Source organism: Nonomuraea sp. CA-141351, from assembly GCF_050944675.1.
Taxonomy (GTDB): domain Bacteria; phylum Actinomycetota; class Actinomycetes; order Streptosporangiales; family Streptosporangiaceae; genus Nonomuraea.
Map to the genome: position 1 here is coordinate 10,815,678 of NZ_CP191982.1, position 21,936 is coordinate 10,837,613.

At 70.5% G+C, this 21,936-nt stretch carries 20 protein-coding genes; 10 read left to right on the top strand and 10 right to left on the bottom strand.

Features of this window, described 5'->3' with window-relative positions:
• Positions 1 to 23: 23 nt before the first annotated feature.
• The 3 genes from ACQPWU_RS50790 to ACQPWU_RS50800 are packed head-to-tail and all read left to right on the top strand — an operon-like array spanning position 24 to position 2,971.
• A complete protein-coding gene (locus tag ACQPWU_RS50790) occupies positions 24 to 995 on the top strand; it encodes a tripartite tricarboxylate transporter substrate binding protein (RefSeq protein ID WP_360707333.1) in 972 nt (323 codons plus the stop codon).
• The gene (locus tag ACQPWU_RS50795) at positions 995 to 1,480 is read left to right on the top strand and encodes a tripartite tricarboxylate transporter TctB family protein (RefSeq protein WP_433433765.1); all 486 of its coding nucleotides are present in this window, start codon (positions 995 to 997) and stop codon (positions 1,478 to 1,480) included. The genes ACQPWU_RS50790 and ACQPWU_RS50795 overlap by 1 nt, the downstream gene beginning before the upstream one ends.
• Positions 1,481 to 2,971, top strand: coding sequence for a tripartite tricarboxylate transporter permease (locus ACQPWU_RS50800; protein ID WP_433433767.1), 1,491 nt, complete (start codon positions 1,481 to 1,483; stop codon positions 2,969 to 2,971).
• A gap of 59 nt (positions 2,972 to 3,030) precedes the next feature.
• Here the strand turns inward: ACQPWU_RS50800 and gatB are convergent, their stop codons facing one another.
• From gatB to ACQPWU_RS50835, 7 genes are all read right to left on the bottom strand, one after another.
• A complete protein-coding gene (gene gatB, locus ACQPWU_RS50805; RefSeq protein ID WP_433445509.1) occupies positions 3,031 to 4,518 on the bottom strand; it encodes an Asp-tRNA(Asn)/Glu-tRNA(Gln) amidotransferase subunit GatB in 1,488 nt (495 codons plus the stop codon).
• Positions 4,519 to 4,520: 2 nt separating this feature from the next.
• Positions 4,521 to 6,011, bottom strand: a complete 1,491-nt coding sequence (gene gatA / locus ACQPWU_RS50810; protein WP_433433769.1) for an Asp-tRNA(Asn)/Glu-tRNA(Gln) amidotransferase subunit GatA — start codon at positions 6,009 to 6,011, stop codon at positions 4,521 to 4,523.
• A 67-nt stretch (positions 6,012 to 6,078) separates the two neighbouring features.
• Complete coding sequence (gene gatC, locus ACQPWU_RS50815) at positions 6,079 to 6,378, bottom strand: Asp-tRNA(Asn)/Glu-tRNA(Gln) amidotransferase subunit GatC (RefSeq protein WP_344991736.1); 300 nt, start codon at positions 6,376 to 6,378, stop codon at positions 6,079 to 6,081.
• Between the two features lie 228 nt (positions 6,379 to 6,606).
• On the bottom strand, positions 6,607 to 8,679 hold the full coding sequence (locus tag ACQPWU_RS50820) for a putative bifunctional diguanylate cyclase/phosphodiesterase (protein WP_433433771.1): 2,073 nt from the start codon (positions 8,677 to 8,679) through the stop codon (positions 6,607 to 6,609).
• Positions 8,680 to 9,293: 614 nt separating this feature from the next.
• Positions 9,294 to 11,483, bottom strand: coding sequence for an NAD-dependent DNA ligase LigA (gene ligA, locus ACQPWU_RS50825; protein WP_433433773.1), 2,190 nt, complete (start codon positions 11,481 to 11,483; stop codon positions 9,294 to 9,296).
• Between the two features lie 136 nt (positions 11,484 to 11,619).
• The gene (locus ACQPWU_RS50830; protein ID WP_433433775.1) at positions 11,620 to 12,024 is read right to left on the bottom strand and encodes a hypothetical protein; all 405 of its coding nucleotides are present in this window, start codon (positions 12,022 to 12,024) and stop codon (positions 11,620 to 11,622) included.
• A gap of 14 nt (positions 12,025 to 12,038) precedes the next feature.
• Positions 12,039 to 13,031, bottom strand: a complete 993-nt coding sequence (locus ACQPWU_RS50835; RefSeq protein ID WP_433433777.1) for a methionine synthase — start codon at positions 13,029 to 13,031, stop codon at positions 12,039 to 12,041.
• Between the two features lie 23 nt (positions 13,032 to 13,054).
• On the opposite strand from ACQPWU_RS50835, the gene ACQPWU_RS50840 reads away from it, so the two are divergent.
• Positions 13,055 to 13,687 (top strand): MBL fold metallo-hydrolase, encoded by a 633-nt coding sequence (locus tag ACQPWU_RS50840; protein ID WP_433433779.1) that lies wholly within the window; start codon positions 13,055 to 13,057, stop codon positions 13,685 to 13,687.
• Here the strand turns inward: ACQPWU_RS50840 and mnmA are convergent.
• Positions 13,680 to 14,738, bottom strand: coding sequence for a tRNA 2-thiouridine(34) synthase MnmA (gene mnmA, locus ACQPWU_RS50845; protein WP_433433781.1), 1,059 nt, complete (start codon positions 14,736 to 14,738; stop codon positions 13,680 to 13,682). The two genes, ACQPWU_RS50840 and mnmA, sit on opposite strands and share 8 nt — an antisense overlap.
• Positions 14,739 to 14,805: 67 nt before the next feature.
• Here mnmA and ACQPWU_RS50850 point away from each other — a divergent pair, with 67 nt between their 5' ends.
• The gene (locus tag ACQPWU_RS50850) at positions 14,806 to 15,852 is read left to right on the top strand and encodes a DUF695 domain-containing protein (RefSeq protein WP_433433783.1); all 1,047 of its coding nucleotides are present in this window, start codon (positions 14,806 to 14,808) and stop codon (positions 15,850 to 15,852) included.
• A 43-nt stretch (positions 15,853 to 15,895) separates the two neighbouring features.
• On the opposite strand, the gene ACQPWU_RS50855 is transcribed toward ACQPWU_RS50850, so the two are convergent.
• Complete coding sequence (locus tag ACQPWU_RS50855; RefSeq protein WP_433433785.1) at positions 15,896 to 17,059, bottom strand: cysteine desulfurase family protein; 1,164 nt, start codon at positions 17,057 to 17,059, stop codon at positions 15,896 to 15,898.
• A 54-nt stretch (positions 17,060 to 17,113) separates the two neighbouring features.
• Here ACQPWU_RS50855 and ACQPWU_RS50860 point away from each other — a divergent pair, with 54 nt between their 5' ends.
• The 5 genes from ACQPWU_RS50860 (at position 17,114) to ACQPWU_RS50880 (ending at position 20,826) form a co-directional block, all read left to right on the top strand.
• Complete coding sequence (locus ACQPWU_RS50860) at positions 17,114 to 17,626, top strand: TetR/AcrR family transcriptional regulator (protein ID WP_433433787.1); 513 nt, start codon at positions 17,114 to 17,116, stop codon at positions 17,624 to 17,626.
• A gap of 270 nt (positions 17,627 to 17,896) precedes the next feature.
• On the top strand, positions 17,897 to 19,090 hold the full coding sequence (locus tag ACQPWU_RS50865) for an MFS transporter (RefSeq protein ID WP_433433789.1): 1,194 nt from the start codon (positions 17,897 to 17,899) through the stop codon (positions 19,088 to 19,090).
• Between the two features lie 70 nt (positions 19,091 to 19,160).
• A complete protein-coding gene (locus tag ACQPWU_RS50870; protein ID WP_433433791.1) occupies positions 19,161 to 19,832 on the top strand; it encodes a rhomboid family intramembrane serine protease in 672 nt (223 codons plus the stop codon).
• Entirely contained in the window at positions 19,778 to 20,275 is a 498-nt protein-coding gene (locus ACQPWU_RS50875; RefSeq protein ID WP_433433793.1) for an HIT family protein, read from the top strand. The genes ACQPWU_RS50870 and ACQPWU_RS50875 overlap by 55 nt, the downstream gene beginning before the upstream one ends.
• Positions 20,276 to 20,394: 119 nt before the next feature.
• A complete protein-coding gene (locus tag ACQPWU_RS50880) occupies positions 20,395 to 20,826 on the top strand; it encodes an ATP-binding cassette domain-containing protein (RefSeq protein ID WP_433433795.1) in 432 nt (143 codons plus the stop codon).
• Between the two features lie 140 nt (positions 20,827 to 20,966).
• Here ACQPWU_RS50880 and ACQPWU_RS50885 read toward each other — a convergent pair whose 3' ends face one another.
• Entirely contained in the window at positions 20,967 to 21,920 is a 954-nt protein-coding gene (locus tag ACQPWU_RS50885; protein ID WP_433433797.1) for an electron transfer flavoprotein subunit alpha/FixB family protein, read from the bottom strand.
• Positions 21,921 to 21,936 lie beyond the last annotated feature (16 nt).

The window sequence follows — 21,936 nt, forward strand, 5'->3', positions numbered from 1 at the left end:
TGAAAACACCCCCTGGAGTGATCATGCGCTTGCGCGTATTCGCCGCCCTCGCGGCACTCTCCCTCGCCGCGCTGACCGGCTGCGGCGAATCCGGCACCGGCACCTCCGCCGGCGGCTCGTTGCGGATCATGGCTCCGGCCTCGCCCGGCGGCGGCTGGGACCAGACCTCCCGCATCGCGGAGCAGGCGATCAAGGCCGCCGATTCCAAGCGCAAGGTCGAGGTGTACAACGTGCCCGGCGCCGGCGGCACGATCGGCCTGGCCCAGCTCGCGGGCGAGAAGGGCAACGGCAACCTGCTGATGACCATGGGCCTGGTCATGGTGGGCGCCATCGAGCAGAACAAGTCCAAGGTCACGCTGGCCGAGACCACGCCCATCGCCAAACTGACCGAGGAGTACGAGATCGTCGTGGTCCCGGCCGAGTCCCCGTACAAGACGCTGGCCGACATGGTGGCGGCCTGGAAGGCCGACCCGAAGAAGGTGTCGATCTCGGGCGGCTCCGCGGGCGGCACCGACCACATCGTGGCCGGCCTGATGGCCAAGGCCGCGGGCGTGGACCCCAAGCAGGTCAACTACATCGCCCACTCGGGCGGCGGCGAGGCGCTCAACGAGCTGCTCGGCAACAAGGTCAGCGCGGGCATCTCGGGCGTGGCCGAGTTCGCCGAGCACGTGAAGTCGGGCAAGCTGCGCGCCCTGGGCGTGACCTCCGCACAGCGGATCTCCGGCCTGGACGCGCCGACGCTGAAGGAGGGCGGCCTGGACGTCGAGCTGGCCAACTGGCGCGGCTTCGTCGCCCCCGCCGGGCTCTCCGATGCCGACAAGAAGGCGCTGACCGACCTGGTCACCAAGATGCACGACGCGCAGCCGTGGAAGGACGCGGTGGCCAAGAACGGCTGGATCGACTCCTTCCAGACGGGGCAGCAGTTCGCCGACTTCCTCAACGCCGAGCAGACCCGGGTCAAGGGCATCATCGCCGAGATGGGGCTCGTGTCCTGATGGCTCGCTGGTGGCGGCCCGAGCTCGGGCTGGCGATCGTGGTCCTGGCGTTGGGCGTGTTCGTCGTGATCGGCACGCTGGACGTCTCCGCCGCGGCCTCCCAGCTCGGCATCGGGCCGCGTTTCTTCCCCATGCTGGTGGGCGGGGCCATGGTGCTCATCGGCCTGTTCTACGTGGTCGACGTCATCCGCGGCGGCCACGGCGATCCCGAGGAGAGCGAGGACGTGGACGTGGACGCGCCCGCCGACTGGCGGAGCGTCGCGCTGGTCAGCGGCATCTTCCTGGCGTTCGCGGCGCTCCTGAACGTGCTCGGCTGGATCATCGGCGCGAGCCTGCTGTTCTTCGGCCTGTCGGTGGCGCTGGGCGCCGAGCACAAGCTGCGCGCGGCCGTGGTATCGGTGGTCGTGGGGCTCGCCACGTACCTGCTGTTCGTCAAGGGCCTCGGCGTGACGCTGCCGGGCGGGCCGCTGGCGGGGGTGATCTAGGTGGAGTCGCTGCAGCTCCTGATCGACGGCTTCGCCGCCGCGCTCACCCCCGTCAACCTCCTGTACGCACTCGTCGGCGTCACGCTCGGCACCCTGGTCGGCGTGCTGCCCGGCATCGGGCCCGCGATGACCGTGGCGCTGCTGCTGCCGATCACGTTCACGGTGCCGCCTGCCAGCGCGTTCATCATGTTCGCGGGCATCTACTACGGCGGCATGTACGGCGGCTCGACCACCTCCATCCTGCTCAACACGCCCGGCGAGTCCTCGTCGATGATCACGGCGCTGGAGGGCAACAAGATGGCCCGGCGTGGGCGGGCGGCACAGGCGCTGGCCACGGCGGCCATCGGGTCGTTCGTGGCCGGGACGATCGCCACGGCGCTCCTGGTCGTGGCCGCGCCGGCGGTGGTGAGCTTCGCGATCTCGTTCGGTCCCGAGGACTACTTCGCGCTGGCGATCCTGGCCTTCACCGCCGTGTCGTCCGTGCTGTCCCGCTCGGTCGTGCGCGGCCTGGCCTCCCTGGGCCTCGGGCTGGTGATCGGGCTCATCGGGATCGACCAGCAGACCGGGCAGGCGCGGCTCACGCTGGGCATCCCGCAGTTGCTCGACGGCATCGACGTGGTGATCGTCGCGGTGGGCCTCTTCGCGCTCGGCGAGGCCCTTTACGTGGCCTCGCGGCTGCGTCACGCGACGCCCGAGGTGGTGCCGGTCGGCCGCGCCTGGATGGGGCGGACCGACTGGCGGCGCTCGTGGCTGCCGTGGCTGCGCGGCACCGCGCTGGGCTTCCCGTTCGGCGCGCTGCCCGGGGGCGGGGCGGAGATCCCCACGTTCCTGTCGTACGCGGCCGAGAGGCGGCTGGCGCGCGGGGTAGCCCGGGAGGAGTTCGGCAAGGGGGCCATCGAAGGTGTGGCCGGGCCCGAGGCGGCCAACAACGCCTCGGCGGCGGGCACCCTGGTCCCGCTGCTCACGCTGGGCCTGCCCACGTCGGCGACCGCCGCGATCCTGCTCGCCGCCTTCCAGCAGTACGGGCTCCAGCCGGGCCCGCAGCTGTTCGACCACAACCCGGCGCTGGTGTGGGGCATGATCGCGTCACTGTTCATCGGCAACACGATGCTGCTGGTGCTGAACCTGCCCCTGGCGCCCCTGTGGGCCCGCGTCCTGCGCATCCCCCGCCCGTACCTGTACGCCGGGATCGTTCTGTTCGCCGCCCTCGGCGTCTACGCCCTGAACGGCACCGTGGTCGACCTCGTCGTCCTGTACGTCCTCGGCCTGCTGGGCTATGCCATGCGCCGCTTCGGCCTGCCGGTCGCGCCCGCGGTGATCGGCATGATCCTGGGGCCGATGGCGGAGATCCAGCTCCGCAGGGCGCTGGCCATCGGGGCGGGCGACGTGACGGTGCTGGTGCACAGCCCCGTGGCGGTGGCGCTGCTGGTCCTGGCCGTCCTGGCCCTGCTCGCGCCGCTGTTCAGGAAACTGTCGGCCCGGCGCCGGTAACCGGGGTCCGAGCACTGAAGGCCCCGCCACATAGCGGCGGGGCCTTCGGACGACAGCGGCTACTCGGCGACGCCCAGCTTCTCCAGGATCAGCTGGCGGGCGCGGGCCGCGTCGGCCTTGCCCTTGCTGGCCCTCATGACACCGCCCACCAGGGCGCCAGCCGCAGCGATCTTGCCGGACCTGACCTTCTCGGCCGCGTCGGCGTTGTCGGCCAGGACCTGGTCGATGATCGCGAGCAGCTCGCCCTCGTCGCTGACGATCTGCAGCCCGCGCTTCTCGACCACCTCGTCAGGCGTGCCCTCGCCGGCCAGCACGCCTTCGAGCACCTCGCGCGCCAGCTTGTCGTTGAGCGCGCCCGAGGCCACCAGCTGGGTCACCCTGGCGATCTGGGCCGGGGTGATGGGCAGGTCGGCCAGCGTGGTGGCGGTCTCGTTCGCGCGCCTGGCCAGCTCGCCCATCCACCACTTGCGCGCGTCCGCCGCCGGGGCGCCCGCCGCGACCGTGGCCTCGACCAGGTCGATGGCGTCGGCGTTGTACATGGCCTGCATGTCGAGGTCGGACAGCCCCCACTCGGCCTGCAGCCGCTGGCGCTTGACCGACGGCAGCTCGGGCAGCGCGGCCTTCAGCTCGGCCACCCACGCCGGGTCGGGCGCGATCGGCACCAGGTCGGGCTCGGGGAAGTAGCGGTAGTCCTGCGCCTCCTCCTTGGACCTGCCCGACGTGGTGGTGCCGGTGTCCTCGTGGAAGTGGCGGGTCTCCTGAATGATCTTCCCGCCCTCGGCCAGGATGCCGGCCTGCCGCTCGATCTCGCTCCGGACGGCCCGCTCGACGCTGCGCAGGGAGTTGACGTTCTTGGTCTCCGTACGGGTGCCCCACTCGGTCGAGCCCCGAGGCATGAGCGACACGTTGACGTCGCAGCGCAGCGAGCCCTCCTCCATGCGCACGTCGGAAACGCCGAGCGAGCGCATGATCTCCCGCAGCTCGGTGACGTATGCCTTGGCCACCTCGGGCGCGAGCCGGTCGGTGCCGGGGATGGGCTTGGTCACGATCTCGACCAGCGGGATGCCCGCGCGGTTGTAGTCGACGATCGAGTAGTCGGCCCCCTGGATGCGCCCGGTCGCGCCGCCCACGTGGGTGGACTTGCCGGTGTCCTCCTCCAGGTGCACCCGCTCGATCTCGATCCGCACGGTCTTGCCCTCGACCTCGACGTCGACGTAGCCGTCGACGCAGAGCGGCTCGTCGTACTGCGAGATCTGGTAGTTCTTCGGCATGTCCGGATAGAAGTAGTTCTTCCGGGCGAAGCGGCACCACTCGGCGATCGAGCAGTTCAGCGCGAGGCCGATGCGGATGGTCGACTCGATGGCCTGGGCGTTGGCCACGGGCAGCGACCCGGGGAACGCCAGGCAGGTCGGGCAGACCTGCGTGTTGGGCGGGGCGCCGAAGGTCGTCTTGCAGCCGCAGAACATCTTCGACTTGGTGCCCAGCTCGACGTGCGTCTCCAGGCCGAGCACCGGCTCGAACCGGTCAAGCGCTTCGTCATAGACCATGGTCATAGCGACGGGGCCTCCTTCAGCAGCGGGCCGCCCCAGCGGCTCTCCAGGGCCTTCTCGACGGCGGCGCCGACGCGGTAGCAGCGGTCGTCGGCCAGGACCGGCGCCATGATCTGCAGGCCGACCGGCAGGTTGTCCTCGTCGGCCAGGCCGACCGGCACCGACATGGCCGCGTTGCCGGCCAGGTTGGACGGGATGGTGCACAGGTCGGCGAGGTACATCGCGATCGGGTCGTCGGCACGCTCGCCGATCGCGAACGCCGTGGTCGGCGTGGTCGGCGACACCAGCACGTCCACCTGCTGGTAGGCGGCCTCGAACTCGCGGGCGATGACCGTGCGCACCTTCTGCGCCTGGCCGTAGTAGGCGTCGTAGTAGCCGCTCGACAGCGCGTACGTGCCGAGCATGATGCGCCGCTTGACCTCGGGACCGAACCCGGCGGCCCTGGTCAGCGCCATGACCTCCTCGGCGCTGCGGGTGCCGTCGTCGCCGACGCGCAGGCCGTAGCGCATGGCGTCGAAGCGCGCCAGGTTGGACGAGCACTCCGACGGCGCGATCAGGTAGTACGCGGGCAGCGCGGTGGTGAACGACGGGCAGGAGACCTCGACGACCTTGGCCCCCAGCGACTCGAGGAGCTGGATGGCCTCGTGGTAGCGGGCCAGCACGCCGGCCTGGTAGCCCTCGCCGGCGAACTCCTTGACGACACCGATCCGCATGCCGGCGATGTCGGGGTTCTTCGCGGCCTCGACCACGCTCGGCACGGGCGCGTCGATCGAGGTCGAGTCCATCGGGTCGTGCCCGGAGAACGCCTCGTGCAGCAGCGCCGCGTCGAGCACGTTACGCGCGAACGGCCCCGGCGTGTCGAGCGAGCTCGCGAACGCGATGATGCCGTAACGGGACGAGCCACCATAAGTCGGCTTCATGCCCACGATCCCGGTCACCGAGGCCGGCTGCCGGATCGAGCCGCCGGTGTCGGTGCCCGTGGACAGCGGCGCCTCGTACGCGGCCACGGCGGCGCTCGAGCCGCCCGACGAGCCGCCCGGCACCTTGGACAGGTCCCACGGGTTGCGGGTGAGCTGGTACGCCGAGTTTTCCGTGGAGGAGCCCATGGCGAACTCGTCCAGGTTCGTCTTGCCGAGGAAGACCAGCCCGGCCTCGCGCAGCCGCGCGGTGACGGTCGCGTCGTACGGCGGGCGCCACCCCTCGAGGATCTTGGACGCGGCCGTCGTCGGCATGTCGCGCGTGGTGAAGATGTCCTTGTGCGCGATCGGCACGCCGGCCAGCGGCCCGAGCTTCTCGCCCGCCCGTAGCCTGGCGTCGACGGCCCGCGCCTGCTCCAGCGTCGTCTCGCGATCGACATGGAGGAACGCCTGGATCTTGGGCTCCACCTCGGCCATGCGGTCGAGATGCGCCTCGGCCACCTCGACGGCCGACACCTCGCCGCCGGCGATCATCGATCCCAGCTCGGCGGCGGTCTTGCGAATCAGGCTCATGAGCCCTCCTTCGTCGGGCGCATGAGCCTGACAAGGCTGTGTTTGATTGTTCGCTCGCTGCGCTCGCTCATGCCTCCTCCCCGAGGATGCGCGGCACCCGGAATCGGTCGTCCTCGACGGCGGGCGCGCCGGAGAGCGCCTGGTCGGGCGTCAGGGACTGTCGCACCTCGTCGGCACGGAAGACATTGGTCAGCGGAAGCGCGTGCGACGAAGGCGGCACATCCTCGGCGGCGACCTCTGCCACCTTCGCGACCGCCTCGATGATGGCATCGAGCTGGGTGGCGTAGTGGTCGAGCTCGTCGTCGGTGAGCGCCAGCCTGGACAACCGGGCCAGGTGTGCGACCTCGTCGCGGGTTATGGCGGACATGAGTCGGTTAACCCGTTTCGTGGATGGAGTCTTTGGACACTGCCATCCTAGGGGGCTTGACGTAGCACGCCCGAACCATTAACCGCCCCGCAACGAACGATGCCCTCCACCCATTCGCTGCCGGACGGGGGGATTCCTCCGCTGGAAGGTCCGGCCCATGGTGGCGCTCATCGCCGTGACCATGCCGCTGGGGGCCCTCACCGCGTCCGCCGGGCAGCTGGACGTGGGTCAGGCTGAGCGGCTCACCTCGGGCCGGTAGCTGTACTCGATCCCGGGCCCCGCGCCCGCGTGCTCCCTGAGCCAGACCGTGGCGTCGGCGGCAGGCATGGACCGGCCGAACAGCCACCCCTGCCCCATGTCGCACCCCATCTCCGCCAGCCTCATCGCCACCTCGTCCGACTCCACTCCCTCCGCGACCGAGCGCAGGCCGAGCGAGCGGACCAGGTCCACGATCGAGCGGACGATCCGGTCGTCGTCCTCCGACTCGGCGATCCGGCGTACGAACGAGGCGTCGATCTTGACTTCGGAGACCGCCAGGCGCTGGAGCCTGATGAGCGAGGAGTAGCCGGTGCCGAAGTCGTCGAGCGCCAACGGCACGCCCAGCGTGGCCAGGGCCTTGATCGTCTCCTGGGTGTACGCCTGGTCGCCCGTCAGGATGCGCTCGGTCACCTCCAGCTGGATGGCCCCGGGCGGCAGCCCGTAGCCGGCCAGGCCCTCCTCCAGCCGCTCCGGCAGGGCCGAGTCGAGCAGGTCGCGGGCCGAGATGTTGACGGAGATCGGCACCCGCATCCCCGCGTGCCACCAGCGGGCGCCCTGCTCGAGCGCCGCCTCGATGACGTACGCCGTGAGCGGCCTCATCAGGTACGACTGCTCGGCCAGCGGGACGAACTCCGACGGCGGGATCGGCCCGTGCACCGGGTGATGCCAGCGCAGCAGGGCCTCGACCCCCTGGACGGCGCCGGTCTCGAGGCTGACCTTGGGCTGGTAGTGCAGGCGGAGCTCGCGGTTGTCGATGGCGCGGCGCAGGTCGCCGAGGAGGTTGAGGCGTTCGGGAGAGTTACGGTCTTTGTCGGGCTGGTAGAGCTCTACGCCGGTACGTCCCTCTTTCGCCAAGTACATGGCCACATCGGCCCGCTGCAGGAGCAGCTCGAAATCGGGGGCGTGGTCCGGGTAGAGCGCGATCCCGACAGAGCCGTCCACGTCGAAGGTCATGCCCTCCAACCGGACCGGCTCGGTCAGCGCCGCGCGCAGCCGCGCCGCGACCTCCCTGGCCGCGTGGGCGTCCCTGATCGAGGGCAGCAGCACGGCGAACTCGTCGCCGCCCAGCCTCGCCACGACGTCGCCCGGCCGTACCGAATGGATGAGCCTGTGCGCGACCATCTGCAGCAACCGGTCGCCCACCGGATGCCCCATCGTGTCGTTGACCTCCTTGAACCGGTCGAGGTCGAGCAGGAACAGACCGACCCGCTCGTCCTGCCTGGCCTCGGCCAGGGCCTCCTCCGTGCTGACGATGAGCATCTTGCGGTTGGGCAGGCCGGTCAGCTCGTCGTGCAGGGCCTGGTGGTCGCGGCGCATGGAGAGCGTGGCGGTGAAGTAGACGGCGGTGAGGGGGGCGACGAACAGGGGCACCAGTCCGGGCGAGTGCTCCATGACCACGACGACCAGGGGCGCCAGGCCGAGCAGCCCGGCGTACACGAGGGCCTGCGGGCCGACCGTGACCTTGAGCACCCGCGTGATCGAGCGCCGCTCGTGCAGCGCGACCGCGCCGCACACGAGGGTGGCCCTCGTGGCGAAGTACGCGACCCCGGCCAGCGCGATCGCCGGCAGGTCGCCGCCACCCGGCACCCAGGGCACGGCAGGGCTCGGCACGATGCCGAACAACCCCAGCACCACGGCCGCCGCGGTGAGCGCGAGAGTCGATTGAGCGACGTTGAACATGACCCGATGCCACGACTTGCGCGTCACCACCCCGTTCATGGTCACGGCGACGGCCTGCATCAGCACCGCGACGGGCAGCCCGAAGTGCAGGAGCACGGCGAAGGTGAACATGGTGGACGGATACGTGCCGCCCACGGTGGTGGCGGAGGACACCATCACGGGCCTCAGCTCACCCAGCATCACCAGCACCGCCAGCATCCAGAACAACGACGTGCGGGCCAGTTCCAGCAGCCCGGTGGCGTCCAGCCTGAGCATGGCCACCACGAGCGCGGTGAAGCCGATCGCGGTTATGCCCGCGAGGAACGCCCACAGCGGCGTGCCGACGCGTGGTCCGGTGTCGCGGGTGTCGGTTGGGCCAGTCATCGGTAACAGAACCCCCATTAGGTCACTATGGGAGGGTACGACCTTCACCCCACTTCGCGAAACCAAGCGCGTACGTTCCGTCACTTCTCCTTTCCGACATATACCCAAAAACCACCCTCGGTAGCAAACCGCACACACTCCCGGCACGGCCCCACCCCTGCGGCCCCGCCATCCCCTACTGCACCGGCGCTCCGGGCTCTCCCCCTCCGCCCCGACCACGGCCCGCGCACCCCGTATGCGGCGCCGTCTCAGGCTTGCTCTTGGGGCCCCAACCTCAACCAGCGCACTCCACCGCGGCACCGTCTCGGGTTACTCGGCATCCCAACCTGAGCCACCGCACCCCGTCTCGGATTGCTTGGCGTCCCAACCTGAGCCAGCGCACCCCCTCTCGGATTGCTTGGCGTCCCAACCTGAGCCAGCGCACTCCGCCGCGGCACCGTCTCAGGTTTGCTCTTGGCGTCCCGACCTCAGCCCGCCGCATGCCACCGCACTCGGCAGCGGCACGCTGTGCCGACGACGCCACCCAAGCAAGCGTCACACCCGTGCACCAGCCCAGCACCGCACACCCGCGCCGGCACCGGAAGTCACGCCCCCCGGTCCCGGCAGCCGTAGGGCTAAGCCTCCGGGGTGATCGCGGCTGCGGCCGCCGCCTCCGGGCCTTCCTTCAGGAGGATCTCGAACCCAGACCCGTCCAGGATCGGCACCCCAACGCTCACCGCCTTGTCGTACTTCGACCCCGCGTTCTCCCCCGCCACCAGGAACGACGTCTTCTTGGACACCGACCCCGAGACCTTCCCGCCCCGGCTGGTGAGCGCGTCGGAGGCCGAGTCGCGGGTGTAGCCCTCAAGCGTCCCCGTCACCACGAACGTCAGCCCCGCGAGGGTCTGCGGCCCCTTCTCCGGCGCGGGCTCGTCCTCCATCCGCACTCCGGCGGCCCGCCACCGCTCGATGATCTCGCGGTGCCAGTCGACCGAGAACCATTCCCGGATCGTGGCCGCCACCCGAGAACCGATGCCCTCGACGGCGGCCAGCTCCTCCTCCGAGGCGTTCATGATGCGGTCGATCGAGCGCATCTCGTCGGCCAGCGCGCGGGCGGTGGGCGGGCCGATGTGGCGGATGGACAGGGCCACCAGCACCTGCGCGAGCGACACCTGCTTGGCCCGCTCCAGCTCCTCAAGGAGCACCAGCGCATTTTGGCTGGGCTTGCCGTCGATGTTGGAGAAGAAGGTGACGACCTTCTGCTCGCCGGTCTTGGGGTCAAGCTTGGGCAGGCCGGTGTCCTGGTCGCGGACCACCGACTTGATGGGCAGCAGCTGCTCCAGCGTCAGGTCGAACAGATCGGCCTCGGTGCGCACCACGGGCTCCTGGGGCGGCAGCGGCTGGGTGAGCGCGGTGGCCGCGACGTAGCCGAGCCCGTCGATGTCGAGCGCGCGCCTCCCGGCCGCGAAGTAGATGCGCTCGCGGATCTGGGCAGGGCAGCCGCGCGCGTTGGGGCAGCGCAGGTCGGCGTCGCCCTCCTTCTCGTACGCCAGCTCGGTGCCGCACTCCGGGCAGTGGGTCGGCATGACGAACTCGCGCTCGGACCCGTCGCGCAGCGCCATCACCGGCCCGACGATCTCGGGGATGACGTCGCCCGCCTTGCGCAGCACCACGGTGTCGCCGATGAGCACACCCTTCTTGACCACGATGGCGGCGTTGTGGAGGGTGGCCCGCTCAACGGTCGAGCCCGACACCACCACGGGCTCCATCACCGCGTACGGCGTCACCCGCCCCGTGCGGCCGACGCCCACCTGGATGTCGAGCAGCTTGGTGTTGACCTCTTCCGGCGGGTACTTGAAGGCGATCGCCCACCGCGGCGCCCGCGACGTGGAGCCCAGCTCCCGCTGCGTGCGGAAGTCGTCGACCTTGACGACCACCCCGTCGATCTCGTACGCGGGATCGTGCCGGTGCACGCGATAGTGCTCGATGAACTCGTCGACCTCGGTGAGCCCGGGCACCACCTTGTAGAGATCGCTGACCGGCAGCCCGAACTCCCGCAGCCGGTCGTAGACCTCGGACTGCGCCTTCGGGACGGCCGAGCCCTCCCAGATGCCGATGCCGTGCACCAGCATCCGCAGCGGCCGCTGGGCCGTGATGCGCGGATCCTTCTGCCGCAGCGTGCCGGCCGCGGAGTTACGCGGGTTGGCGAACGGCGGCTTGCCCTGCTCGACGAGCTGCTCGTTGAGCTTGTTGAAGTCTTCGACCGGGATGTAGACCTCGCCGCGCACCTCGACCAGGCTGGGGATGTCGTCACCCTTGAGCCGGTGGGGGACGCCCTTGATCGTGCGGACGTTGGCGGTCACGTCGTCGCCCGTGCGCCCGTCGCCACGGGTCGCGCCCCGCTCCAGCTTGCCGTCGCGGTAGACCAGCGCGATCGCCAGCCCGTCGATCTTCAGCTCGCAGAGGTACGGTCCCGGATCGCCCTCCGCCAGCCGCTCGGCCCGCTGCATCCAGGCGGCCATGTCGGCGTCGTTGAAGGCGTTGTCGAGGCTCTCCATCCGGTTGAGGTGCTGCACCTTGGCGAAATCGCCCGAGACCGGCGCGCCCACCTTCTGTGTGGGCGAGTCGGGCGTCTGGAGCGTCGGATGCGCCTCCTCCAGCGCCAGCAGCTCCCTGAACCACCCGTCGAACTCGGCGTCGCTGACCGTGGGCTGGTCGAGCACGTAGTAGCGCCAGCGGGCGTCCTCGACCAGCTCGCTCAGCTCGGCATGCCGCTTGAGCGCGGCCACGGGCACGCCCTGAACCTCGGCGCCAGGCTCACTCATGCGCCCTCCTTCGTCGGTCGCGTGAGTGAATCACTGCTGCGTCTGATCGTTCGTTCGCCGCGCTCACTCACCAGGGTCTCCTCTCGTACAACACCCTGACCAAACGCTACCGCCGAGCACCGACAAGAACGAAGCCTCAGCCGCCCTGTGCCCAGACACCTTCCCAGGTCGAGCACTTGCCGGTGGCCTTCGTGGACGTGCCGCGGCAGACCTTGCCCTCGATCGAGAGCATGTATCCGGTCGGGAAGGAGAACTCCAGCGGCTTCGTACCCGAGCAGTTGTGGTACGTCTTGTACCCCTTGCCGCCCTCCTCCTTGACCCACCGGAACGTCAGCCAGGAGCACCCCTTACGCCCGGGGAAGTCGTACAGCTTCCCGCTGACCACGAACCCCGGACGGTCGTGCACCACCTTCCCCTTGGCCTTGCCCGCCCGATCGGCGGAGTAGATGGACCCCCAGCTCCACACCTCCGGGTTCGCCAGGGCAGGCGACGCGGAAGCCATCAGTACGGCGGCGGCCACCGCCACAGTGCGAAGAATCATGAGCCGGAGGCTACTCAGCCGCCTTGCAGCCCGCTTTCAGGATCGTCCCTGAGAACCTGAGCCGCCTTCCGGCAGGCCGCCAGCGCCGCACGGGCGTACCTCGGCGACGCCCCGGCCAGCCCGCAAGAGGGTGTCAGCACGACCTGCCCGGCCAGCCGATCGGGCGCGAACCCGAGCCGCCGCCACAAGTCCAGCGCCGGCTTGGCGACCGCCCCGACGTCAGGCAACCGCGTGTCCCTGCCGGGCACGACCCCCAGGAAGAACGTCAGCCCCGCCTCGACACACTCCCCGAAGGCGTCCTCATCCCTGCGCCGCAGCAGCGAGGCGTCCACCGACACCCCCCGTACGCCGGCCCTGCGCAGCACGCCGAAAGGCACGGACGGCGCGCAGCAGTGCACGATCGGGCTGTCGAAGGACCGCATCGACTCCTCCACCCGCCACTCCTCGACGGCGGCGAGCCGCCCGAACCCCGACGCGGTCGGCACGGTCCCCGCGAGCACCCCGGGCAGCGCGGGCTCGTCGAGCTGCAGCACGATCTCCGTCACTCCGGGCAGCCGCCGCCGCACCTCGGCGCAGTGGTCGGCCACCCCCTGCGCCAGTGAGGCGGTCAGATCGCGTACGGCCCCCGCGTCGGCGAGCACCTTGTCCCCGTACTTCAGCTCGATCGCCCCGGCCAGCGTCCACGGCCCGCAGACCTGCAGCTTGAGCGGCCCCGAGTAGTCGTGCCCTACCTCCTCGAGCCCGTCGAGGTCCCGCCGCAGATGATCGACGGCCCGCTGGTGGTCGCGCCCCGGCCGGTCGGTCAGCCGCCATCCGGACGGCTGCACCTCGACGGGCAGCTCGACGAGCATCCCGGCCGTCCTGCCGATCATGTCGGCGCCGACGCCCCTGGCGGGCAGCTCGGGCAGGTACGGCAGCCCGGGCACCTCACCGAACACGACCCTGATCGCCTCGAGATGATCCTCGCCCGGATGCGAGCCGACCCCGGTTGCTTCCCACGTAGACATGGGCCAAGCGTAGGCTCTGCGGAATGGAGCTGACGAAATACGGCCACGCCTGCGTACGCGTGGAGAAGAACGGCAAGGTCCTGGTCATCGACCCCGGGACGTTCAGCACGGGGCCGGTGCTCGACGGCGCCGACGCGGTCCTGATCACCCACGAGCACTTCGACCACGTGGACGTCGACAAGCTGAAGGCGGCGTCGCCCGCCCTGGAGATCTACACCTGTGAGGGCGTCGCCGCCGATCTGACGGATGTTCCGGCGAAGGTCCAGGTGGTACGGCACGGCGACGGGTTCGAGGTGGCCGGTTTCCGCGTGCGGGCCTTCGGCGAGTGGCACGCCAAGAACCATCCCGACATGCCCGTCGTCCAGAACATCGGCTTTCTCGTCGACGACCAGGTCTTCTACCCGGGCGACGCCTTGACGGTCCCGGGCGTGGAGGTGCCCACCCTGCTGGTCCCGACCGGCGGGCCGTGGCTGAAGCTCGGGGACATGATCACGTATCTCCGCGAGATCCGCCCCGCGCGGGCGTTCTCCACCCATGACGGCCTGTACAACGACATAGGCCTGGGCCTGGTGGACAGCTGGCTGAAGATGGAGGCGGAAGCGCAGGGCGCCGACATCCGCCGCCTGGCGGTCGGCGAGTCGATCAAGCTCAGCTAGCGGACACGATCGTCGCCGAGCCGATCACGGTGTCGCCGGAGTAGAGCACCGCCGCCTGGCCCGCCGCCACCCCGGTGGCCGGGCGGTCGAGGTCGATGCGGAGGCCGCCGCCGGCCTCCGCGAAGTGGCACCCGTACACCTCTCCATGTGCCCGCAGCTGCACGGTCAGGTCGTCGAACGTGGACGGGCCGTTCCAGACCGGGCTGCCGCACGTGATCGAAGTGACCTCGAGAGCGGAACGCGGACCGACCGTGACCGTGTTGGACACCGGCTCGATCGACAGCACGTAGCGGGGCCTCCCGTCGGGCGCCGGGCGGTCGATGTGCAGGCCCTTGCGCTGCCCGATCGTGAAGCCATGGGCGCCCTGGTGGCTGCCGACGACCTCGCCGCCCTGGTCGACGATGGGCCCCTCGGCCGAGCCGAGCCGCTTGGCCAGGAAGCCGCGGGTGTCGCCGTCGGCGATGAAGCAGATGTCGTGGCTGTCGGGCTTGTCGGCGACGGTCAGACCGCGCCTGGCGGCCTCCTCGCGCACCTCGGCCTTGGTCGAGTCGCCCAGCGGGAAGATCGCGTGGCTGAGCTGCTCGCGGGTGAGCACGCCCAGCACGTACGACTGGTCCTTGCCCTGGTCGACGCTCCTGGACAGAACCCCGTCGGCCAGCTTGGCGTGGTGGCCGGTGGCGACCGCGTCGAAGCCCAGGGCCAGCGCCCGGTCGAGCACCGCCGAGAACTTGATCTTCTCGTTGCACCGCAGGCACGGGTTGGGCGTGCGGCCCGCGGCGTACTCGGAGACGAAGTCCTCGACCACGTCGCGTTGGAAGCGCTCGGCCATGTCCCAGATGTAGAACGGAATGCCGATCACGTCGGCGGCGCGTCGCGCGTCGCGCGAGTCCTCGATCGTGCAGCAGCCCCTCGCCCCCGTGCGGTGGGATTGGGGGTTGGCCGACAGCGCGAGGTGCACACCAGTGACGTCGTGACCGGCCTCGGCGATCCGAGCGGCGGCCACGGCGGAGTCGACGCCGCCCGACATGGCGGCAAGCACACGCAGTCCCATGACCTTTCCAGCGTACTGTCCCGCCGGGAGTGCGCGACCATGGTCTGGATCTGCGAGTATTCAGCCCATGCGACTGTTCGGGCGCAAGGACGCAGCAGACGAAGAGGCCGGCGACGGGATCGCCGAGTTCTGGGCGTGGTGGCAGGAGGCCCGGCCAGGGCTCGACTCCCTGGTCGCGGAGAACGAGGTCGACGGGCTGGAGGAGCGGCTCGCCCCGGCGGTCGCCGCGATCCACCCCGGCCTGGTCTGGGAGGTGGCGCCGGGCAAGAACGCCGCGCACGCCCTGGTGGTGACCGCGGCGGGCGATCCGGAGCTGCGCTCGCTCGCGCACCGCTGGGCCGATGCGGCGCCGCCGGCGGACCTGCTGTGGGAGTTCCACCCGTCGCGGCAGGCCAATCCGCAGGCCATGGAGCTGACGCTCGACGTGGGCGGCTTCGACTTCGCGCTCGACAAGCTGATGCTGGGGCTGCGGGTGCCGCGGGACCAGCCGCGCGTGGACGTGGCCGCGTACCACCCGATCTTCGGCGAGCTCGACGAGGACACCCGGATGGAGGCCACGCTGCTGGCCCTCGACTGGCTGCTCGGCGAGGACGACGTGGCCAGGTGGGTCGGCGAGATCACGCCCGCCACGTTCCAGCCGATCGACTCGGTGCCCGCCGTCCACCTCCCCGCCGTGGTCGCCGACCTGGCCTCGGGCTACACCGAGGAAGAGTGGGTGCTGCTGGAAGGGCAGACGGGGAGCGGCGCGCCGCTCGTCGCCACGGCCCGCCATCCGCTGCGGCCGGTGGACTATCCGCTGTTCGACCAGCACATCGCGATCACGCTGCCGTACGCGCACCGCGACGAGAACGGCCTGCCGGTCGGCGACTCACTGACGGCGCTGCGCGACTTCGAGGAGCGCCTGGCCGCGCGGCTGCTCAAGCTGCGCGACGACGCGGTGCTCGCGGCCCACATGAGCGCCGAGGGGCATCGGATCATCCACCTGTACGCCGACCCGACCGGCGACGCGGCGGTCCACGCCAAGGAGCTGATCGTGAGCTGGGAGGAGGGCGAGCCCCGGGTGGACGTGGCCTCCGACCCCGCCTGGGCTGCCGTGGTGGCCTTCCTCACCTGAGGCCTGCCCGTCTATCGGTGCCTCGGCTGGGGCCGGTCGGCGTTCAGCTGAGGCCGGCTCGGCGGGCTCGCTCGACGGCGGCGGGCAGCACCTCGAGCAGGCGGTCGACGTCGTCGCGGGTCGAGGTGTGGCCCAGCGTGAACCTGAGCGAGCCCCGCGCCGCCGCCGCGTCGGCCCCCATGGCCAGCAGCACGTGGGACGGCTGCGACACGCCCGCCGAGCAGGCCGACCCCGTCGAGCACTCCACGCCCTTGGCGTCGAGCAGCATGAGCAGCGCGTCCCCCTCGCAGCCGGGGAAGGAGAAGTGGGCGTTGCCGGGCAGCCGGTCGGCCGGGTCGCCGTTGAGCACAACGTCGGGGACGGCCGCGCGTACCCGCTGGATGAGCTCGTCGCGCAGCGACGTCAGGCGGCGGCTCAGCACCTCCTGCTCCTTGACGGCCGTGGTGACGGCGGCGGCCAGCCCCGCGATGGCGGGCGCGTCGAGCGTGCCGGAGCGCACGTCACGCTCCTGGCCCCCGCCGTGCTGAACGGAGACCGGCGTCAGCCCCCTGGCCAGCAGCAGCGCGCCGACCCCCATCGGGCCGCCGATCTTGTGTCCGGTCATCGTGAGCGCGTCGGCCCCCGAGGTGGCGAACGACACAGGCAGCTGCCCCACCGCCTGGACCGCGTCGGTGTGGAACGGGATGCCGTGGTCGTGGGCGATCGCGGCCAGCACGTGAACGGGCTGAACCGTGCCGACCTCGTTGTTGGCCCACATGACGCTGACCATGGCCACGCTGCCGGGATCGCGCTCGATGGCCTCGCGTAGCGTGTCGGGCTGGACCCGGCCGTACGCGTCCACGTCGAGCAGCTCCACCTCCGCGCCCTGGCTGTCGGCCAGCCAATGGGCGGGATCGAGCGCGGCGTGGTGCTCCACGGAGCTGATCAGGATGCGCCGCCTCGGACGGCGCGACCAGTAGAGGCCCTTGATCGCGAGGTTGTCGGCCTCGGTGCCGCCCGAGGTGAACACGACCTCGCTGGGCCGCGCGCCGAGCGCGGCGGCGATCGTCTCGCGTGATTCCTCGACCACTCTCCGCGTCCGGCGGCCCGCGGCGTGCAGCGACGAGGCGTTGCCGACGCGTTGGAGCTGCTCCGTCATGGCCTCGATCGCCTCGGGCAGCATCGGCGTGGTCGCCGCATGATCAAGATAGGCCGACGGTGTGGTCACCCGATCAGCGTATCTCGTTTGCAACTGTACCGTCCGGACGGTACAGTTGCTAGCATGCGAAGGGATGAGCTTTTGGACGCCGCAGAGGAGCTCCTCTGCGACCAGGGCTCAGCCGCACTCACCCTGTCCGCCGTGGCGGACCGGGCGGGCGTCAGCAAAGGCGGCCTCCTCTATCACTACGGCTCCAAAGAGGCCCTGATCAAGGGCATGGTGGAGCGCCTGATCGAGGACTTCGACCAGCTCATGGCCGCGCAGCCCGGCGAGACCTACACCGAGCGCTACCTGGGCGCCACGCTGGCCTCCGTCCGCTCAGGGCGACTACGACGATGGGCCGTGGTCACGGGGGCTTCCGGCAACCTCTTCCTGCTCGCGCCACTGCGCGACGCGATGACCCGCTGGCATCGCGAAGAGCTGGAGGAGGAGCCGGATCCGGTGGCGTCGCAGATCGTACGGCTGACGTGTGAGGGGCTCTGGGACGTGGCCAGCCATGGCCCGGAGCTGAACACGGAGGACGACCTCCAGGCCCTCGAGACCCGGCTGAAAACGCTGCTCAGATCCCCTTCCTGATCTTGTGGTCGGCGGCCCGCGCCCGATCCGGCCGCCTTGACCCCGGTCACCCCTCCTATTCCTCCCTGCCCTTTTGGACTCGCCTTCCCGACCGTGGGAGTGCGGGTCCTTCGGATGGGACGAGGGAGCGCAGCGGCACCCGGCCACCGCACGCGCGGCACGGCATGTCCGGCGGCGGACACGGCAGGACGGTGGCGGGCGCGGCGTGGGCGGGCGCGGCGTGGCCTGGCGAAATGTGCGAAAAATTATGACTTGTGTGAGGTGTTGTGTATGACCCGCGCCCTGAGGAGTGCCCGTTATGGGGCGGTCCTGACCTTTGTGCTGGCCGGGCTGATGGTCGGCACCATGACGGTGCGCATTCCCGCGATGACCGACAAGCTCGGCCTGTCCGAGTCGACGGTCGGCGCGATCCTGCTCGTATGGGGCCTGGGCGCGCTGGTGACCATGCAGTCCATGCGAAGGATCATGGCCCGCGCGGGCAGCAGGGCGGTGCTGCGGATCGGCGGGCCGCTCACCGCGCTGGGGCTGCTGGCCGTGGCCTTCGCCCCGAACCTCCCGTTGCTCCTGGTGGCCGTGGCATTCTTCGGCATGGCGTTCGGCACCGTGGACGTGGCCATGAACGCCCAAGGCTCCACGGTCGAGCAGGCGTACGGGCGGCCGCTGATGAACGGCATGCACGCGGGCTGGTGTGTAGGCGCCATCGCCGCGGGCGCGCTGGGCAGCCTGGCGATCGCCGTGGGGCTGCCGTTCACCGCCAACGTGGCGCTGATCGGGCTGGTCTCGCTGCCCGTCATGGTCGTGCTCGGCCGTACGTACCTGCCGGAGTCCCCGGCGGACGGCACCGTGACGACGGCTCGCCGTCGCATGCCGCCGATCGTCTACCTGCTCGGCGCGATCATGTTCTTCGCGTTCATGGTGGAGGGCACTGTCGCCGACTGGAACGGCCTCTACATGCGGAACGAGCTGGGCGCCCCCGAGGCGCTGGCGGCTCTCGGCTATCCCGTGTTCGAGGTGGGCATGCTGGTCGCCAGGCTCACCGGTGACCGGTTGCGCACGAGGTTCGGCGTCCGGGGCATGCTGACCGTCTCCGGGGTGGCGACGGCCGGGTTCTTCGCGGTGGTGCTGCTCGCGCCGGCGGCGTTGGTGGCGGTGTTCACGATGTTCTTCGTCGGGCTCGGCGTGGCGACGATCTCGCCGCTGACGCTGTCGCTGGCGGGGACCGCGACCGACACGCCAGGCCCGGCGATCGCCCAGGCGGGCGCCATGGGCTACGCGGGTCTGCTGCTCGGCCCCGTGGTGATCGGCTTCCTGTCGGACGCCATCTCGCTGCGTACCGCGCTCGGCATCGGAGTCGTTCTCGGCGCGCTGATCGCCCTCGCCTCACGCCTGCTCCCTCGCAGGGAGGCCACCGCGCTCGCCCCGGTTCAGGCCGTCGAACGCGAGCCCGCGGAGCTCGCGGCCTGACATTTGTCACCGTTCAGCCTCGTACGTCCGGCACTGTCTCCAGCAGCGCGGGCCGTGCGAGGCTGATCGCGTGTTCAAGCCCTATGCCACCGCGGTGACCTTCGTGATCACGGCGGTCCCCAGTCTCCTTCAGTTCGTGATACCCGGCCTGGAACCGGCCCTGATGCGGGACCCGGCCGCGATCCGCGGCGGCGAGTGGTGGCGCCTGGTGACGGCCCTGGTCGTGCAGGACGGCGGCCTCTGGGGCACCCTGTTCAACCTGGCGTCCCTCGCCGTGCTCGGCTACTGCGCGGAGCGGTCGTTCGGCCCGGGCCGCTGGCTCACCCTCTACGCGGCCGGCGCGCTGGCCGGGGAGGCCTCCGGATATCTCACCAACGACCCGGGTGCGGGCAACTCGATCGCCGTCTGCGGTCTGGCCGCCGGCCTCGCGCTGGCCGCCACGGAGAGGCTGGACCGCTCGCTGGGCGCGTTCTACACGGTCGTGCTGGCCGCCTCGCTCCTGGCCGACCTGGGCACTTGGGGCGTCGCCGCCATGATCGCCCTGGCGGCGGCCGGCTCCCAGCTCGTCGCCCAGCGCGAGCGCCTCCCCCTCTGGCTCCTCGTCGCCGTCCCCGTCGCCGCGGCCGCCATCCTGATCGTCCGGTTGGACCTTCACGGGTTCGCGCTCATGGGCGGCATCATGGTGGGATGGATCTTGAAAGGAACATCCCCTTCGACGTCCAGGCGTACCAAGCCCGCGTGAAGTCGAGCCCCTGCTTCATCTGCGCCATCGTCGCCGGCGACCCGGCTTACACCGAGGAGCAGATCGTCTACGAGGACGCCCGCCACCTGGCCTTCCTGTCCCGCTACCCCACCATGCCCGGCTACCTCCTGGTGAGCCCGAAGCAGCACATCGAGCACGTCGTACGCGACCTCGACGAGGACGCCTACCTCGACCTGATGCGGGTGGTCAGGAAGGTGGCGCTGGCCGTGGAGTCGGTCGTGCCCTCGGAGCGCACGTACCTCCTCTCCCTCGGCAGTCAGCAGGGCAACTCCCACCTGCACTGGCACGTGGCCCCGCTCCCGCCGGGCACCCCGTACGAGAAGCAGCAGTACCACGCCCTCATGTCCGAGAACGGCCTGATCCACTGGACACGGGCGCAGGCGGAGGACCTGGCCGCCCGCGTCAGGCAGGCGCTCGCCTGAGAGTTCTCTGTGGATCCGGGCGAAACGGCGCCGCGCGGCCCCACGTGGCGGCGCCGCCGCTCACAGAGAACTCACAGACCCCCAGAACTCCCCCAACCTGCCGCCCCACGCTGGATCACATGATCCAGCTCAACGGACTGACCAAACGCCACGGCGACGTGCTCGCCGTGGACGATCTCACCTTCACGGTGCGGCCAGGTCTCGTCACCGGCTTCCTGGGCCCGAACGGCGCGGGCAAGACCACGACGATGCGCATGATCCTCGGCCTCGACCTGCCCACCTCCGGCACCGCCACCATCAACGGCCGTGCCCATCACCAGCCCAGGCATCGGCTGCGCGAGGTCGGCTCGATGCTGGAGGAGGCGGCCAGGGTGTTCGACCGGTTCTATCGGACGGACGGCTCTCGCACCCGCACGACCGGAGGCGCGGGGCTCGGGCCGGCCATCGTCCGCTCCATCGTGGCCACCCACGGCGGCCGGGTGGAGGTCCGTTCCGCACCTGGCGAGGGAGCGGCGTTCCAGGTCCGCCTCCCGGCCGCCGACTCCCACTGAAGCCCTTCGCCAACGCAATCGGCTGACGAGTAGGCGTAGAAGCTTTAAGCGGGGGTTTGGGGGGCCGCGCCCCCCAATGTCACAGCCTGAGCTCTATGCGCGAAGCGCTATCAAGCGAAGACCGTGCGTTTCCCCTGCTACTACTTGCGCTTGTTGACCTCTTCGGTGAGCTGCGGCACCACCTGGTTCAGGTCGCCCACCACGCCGTAGTCGGCCAGCTCGAAGATCGGCGCCTCGGGGTCCTTGTTGATCGCCACGATCGTCTTGGCGGTCTGCATCCCGGCCCGGTGCTGGATGGCCCCGGAGATGCCCGCCGCGATGTACAGCTGCGGCGACACGGTCTTGCCCGTCTGTCCCACCTGGAACTGGTGCGGATACCACCCGGCGTCCGTGGCGGCGCGCGAGGCGCCCACGGCGGCGCCGAGGGAGTCGGCCAGCTGCTCGATGATCGAGAAGTTCTCGGCCGAGCCGACGCCGCGCCCGCCGGAGACCACGATCGCGGCCTCGGTCAGCTCGGGACGGGCGCCCTTCTCCTGCTTGACCCGCTCGACGACGCGGGCCGCCTTGGCGGCGTCGGACAGCGTGACCGGCACCTCCTCCTCGGTCCCGGCGCCGGCGGAGGCCGCGGGGGCGGTGGAGTTGGGGCGTACGGCCACGATCGGCGTGCCCTTGCTCACCTTGGACTGCACGTTGATGCCGCCACCGAAGATGGACTGGTCGGCCACGAAGCCCTCACCCAGGCCCACCGCGTCGGTGATGACCCCGGAGTCGGTCTTGATGGCGAGGCGCCCGGCGATCTCCTTGCCCTCGGGCGTGGCGGCCACGAGCACGGCGGCCGGCGACTTCTCGCCCACGAGGTGGGCGAGCAGTTCGGCCTTGGGCGCGACGACGTACTCCACGATGTCGCTCGACGGGGCGACGTAGATCTTCTCGGCGCCGTACTCGGCCAGTCTGGCCTTGGCCTCCGGCGTGATGCCGGGACCCGCCCAGACGGCGGAGGGCGTGCCGAGCGAGCGGGCCAGGGTCAGCAGTTCCAGCGTGACCTTCTTGACCTCGCCTTCGACCTGCTCGACGAGAACGAGAATCTCCGACATTTCTCTAAATACTCCC

Excerpts from the sequence above, each read along its gene's own strand:
- ACQPWU_RS50790 (WP_360707333.1), top strand. The coding sequence starts at position 24 with ATGCGCTTGCGCGTATTCGCCGCCCTCGCGGCACTCTCCCTCGCCGCG.
- ACQPWU_RS50795 (WP_433433765.1), top strand. The coding sequence starts at position 995 with ATGGCTCGCTGGTGGCGGCCCGAGCTCGGGCTGGCGATCGTGGTCCTG.
- gatB (WP_433445509.1), bottom strand. The coding sequence starts at position 4,518 with ATGGTCTATGACGAAGCGCTTGACCGGTTCGAGCCGGTGCTCGGCCTG.
- gatA (WP_433433769.1), bottom strand. The coding sequence starts at position 6,011 with ATGAGCCTGATTCGCAAGACCGCCGCCGAGCTGGGATCGATGATCGCC.
- gatC (WP_344991736.1), bottom strand. The coding sequence starts at position 6,378 with ATGTCCGCCATAACCCGCGACGAGGTCGCACACCTGGCCCGGTTGTCC.
- ACQPWU_RS50820 (WP_433433771.1), bottom strand. The coding sequence starts at position 8,679 with ATGACTGGCCCAACCGACACCCGCGACACCGGACCACGCGTCGGCACG.
- ligA (WP_433433773.1), bottom strand. The coding sequence starts at position 11,483 with ATGAGTGAGCCTGGCGCCGAGGTTCAGGGCGTGCCCGTGGCCGCGCTC.
- ACQPWU_RS50830 (WP_433433775.1), bottom strand. The coding sequence starts at position 12,024 with ATGATTCTTCGCACTGTGGCGGTGGCCGCCGCCGTACTGATGGCTTCC.
- ACQPWU_RS50835 (WP_433433777.1), bottom strand. The coding sequence starts at position 13,031 with ATGTCTACGTGGGAAGCAACCGGGGTCGGCTCGCATCCGGGCGAGGAT.
- ACQPWU_RS50840 (WP_433433779.1), top strand. The coding sequence starts at position 13,055 with ATGGAGCTGACGAAATACGGCCACGCCTGCGTACGCGTGGAGAAGAAC.
- mnmA (WP_433433781.1), bottom strand. The coding sequence starts at position 14,738 with ATGGGACTGCGTGTGCTTGCCGCCATGTCGGGCGGCGTCGACTCCGCC.
- ACQPWU_RS50850 (WP_433433783.1), top strand. The coding sequence starts at position 14,806 with ATGCGACTGTTCGGGCGCAAGGACGCAGCAGACGAAGAGGCCGGCGAC.
- ACQPWU_RS50860 (WP_433433787.1), top strand. The coding sequence starts at position 17,114 with ATGCGAAGGGATGAGCTTTTGGACGCCGCAGAGGAGCTCCTCTGCGAC.
- ACQPWU_RS50865 (WP_433433789.1), top strand. The coding sequence starts at position 17,897 with ATGACCCGCGCCCTGAGGAGTGCCCGTTATGGGGCGGTCCTGACCTTT.
- ACQPWU_RS50875 (WP_433433793.1), top strand. The coding sequence starts at position 19,778 with ATGGATCTTGAAAGGAACATCCCCTTCGACGTCCAGGCGTACCAAGCC.
- ACQPWU_RS50880 (WP_433433795.1), top strand. The coding sequence starts at position 20,395 with ATGATCCAGCTCAACGGACTGACCAAACGCCACGGCGACGTGCTCGCC.
- ACQPWU_RS50885 (WP_433433797.1), bottom strand. The coding sequence starts at position 21,920 with ATGTCGGAGATTCTCGTTCTCGTCGAGCAGGTCGAAGGCGAGGTCAAG.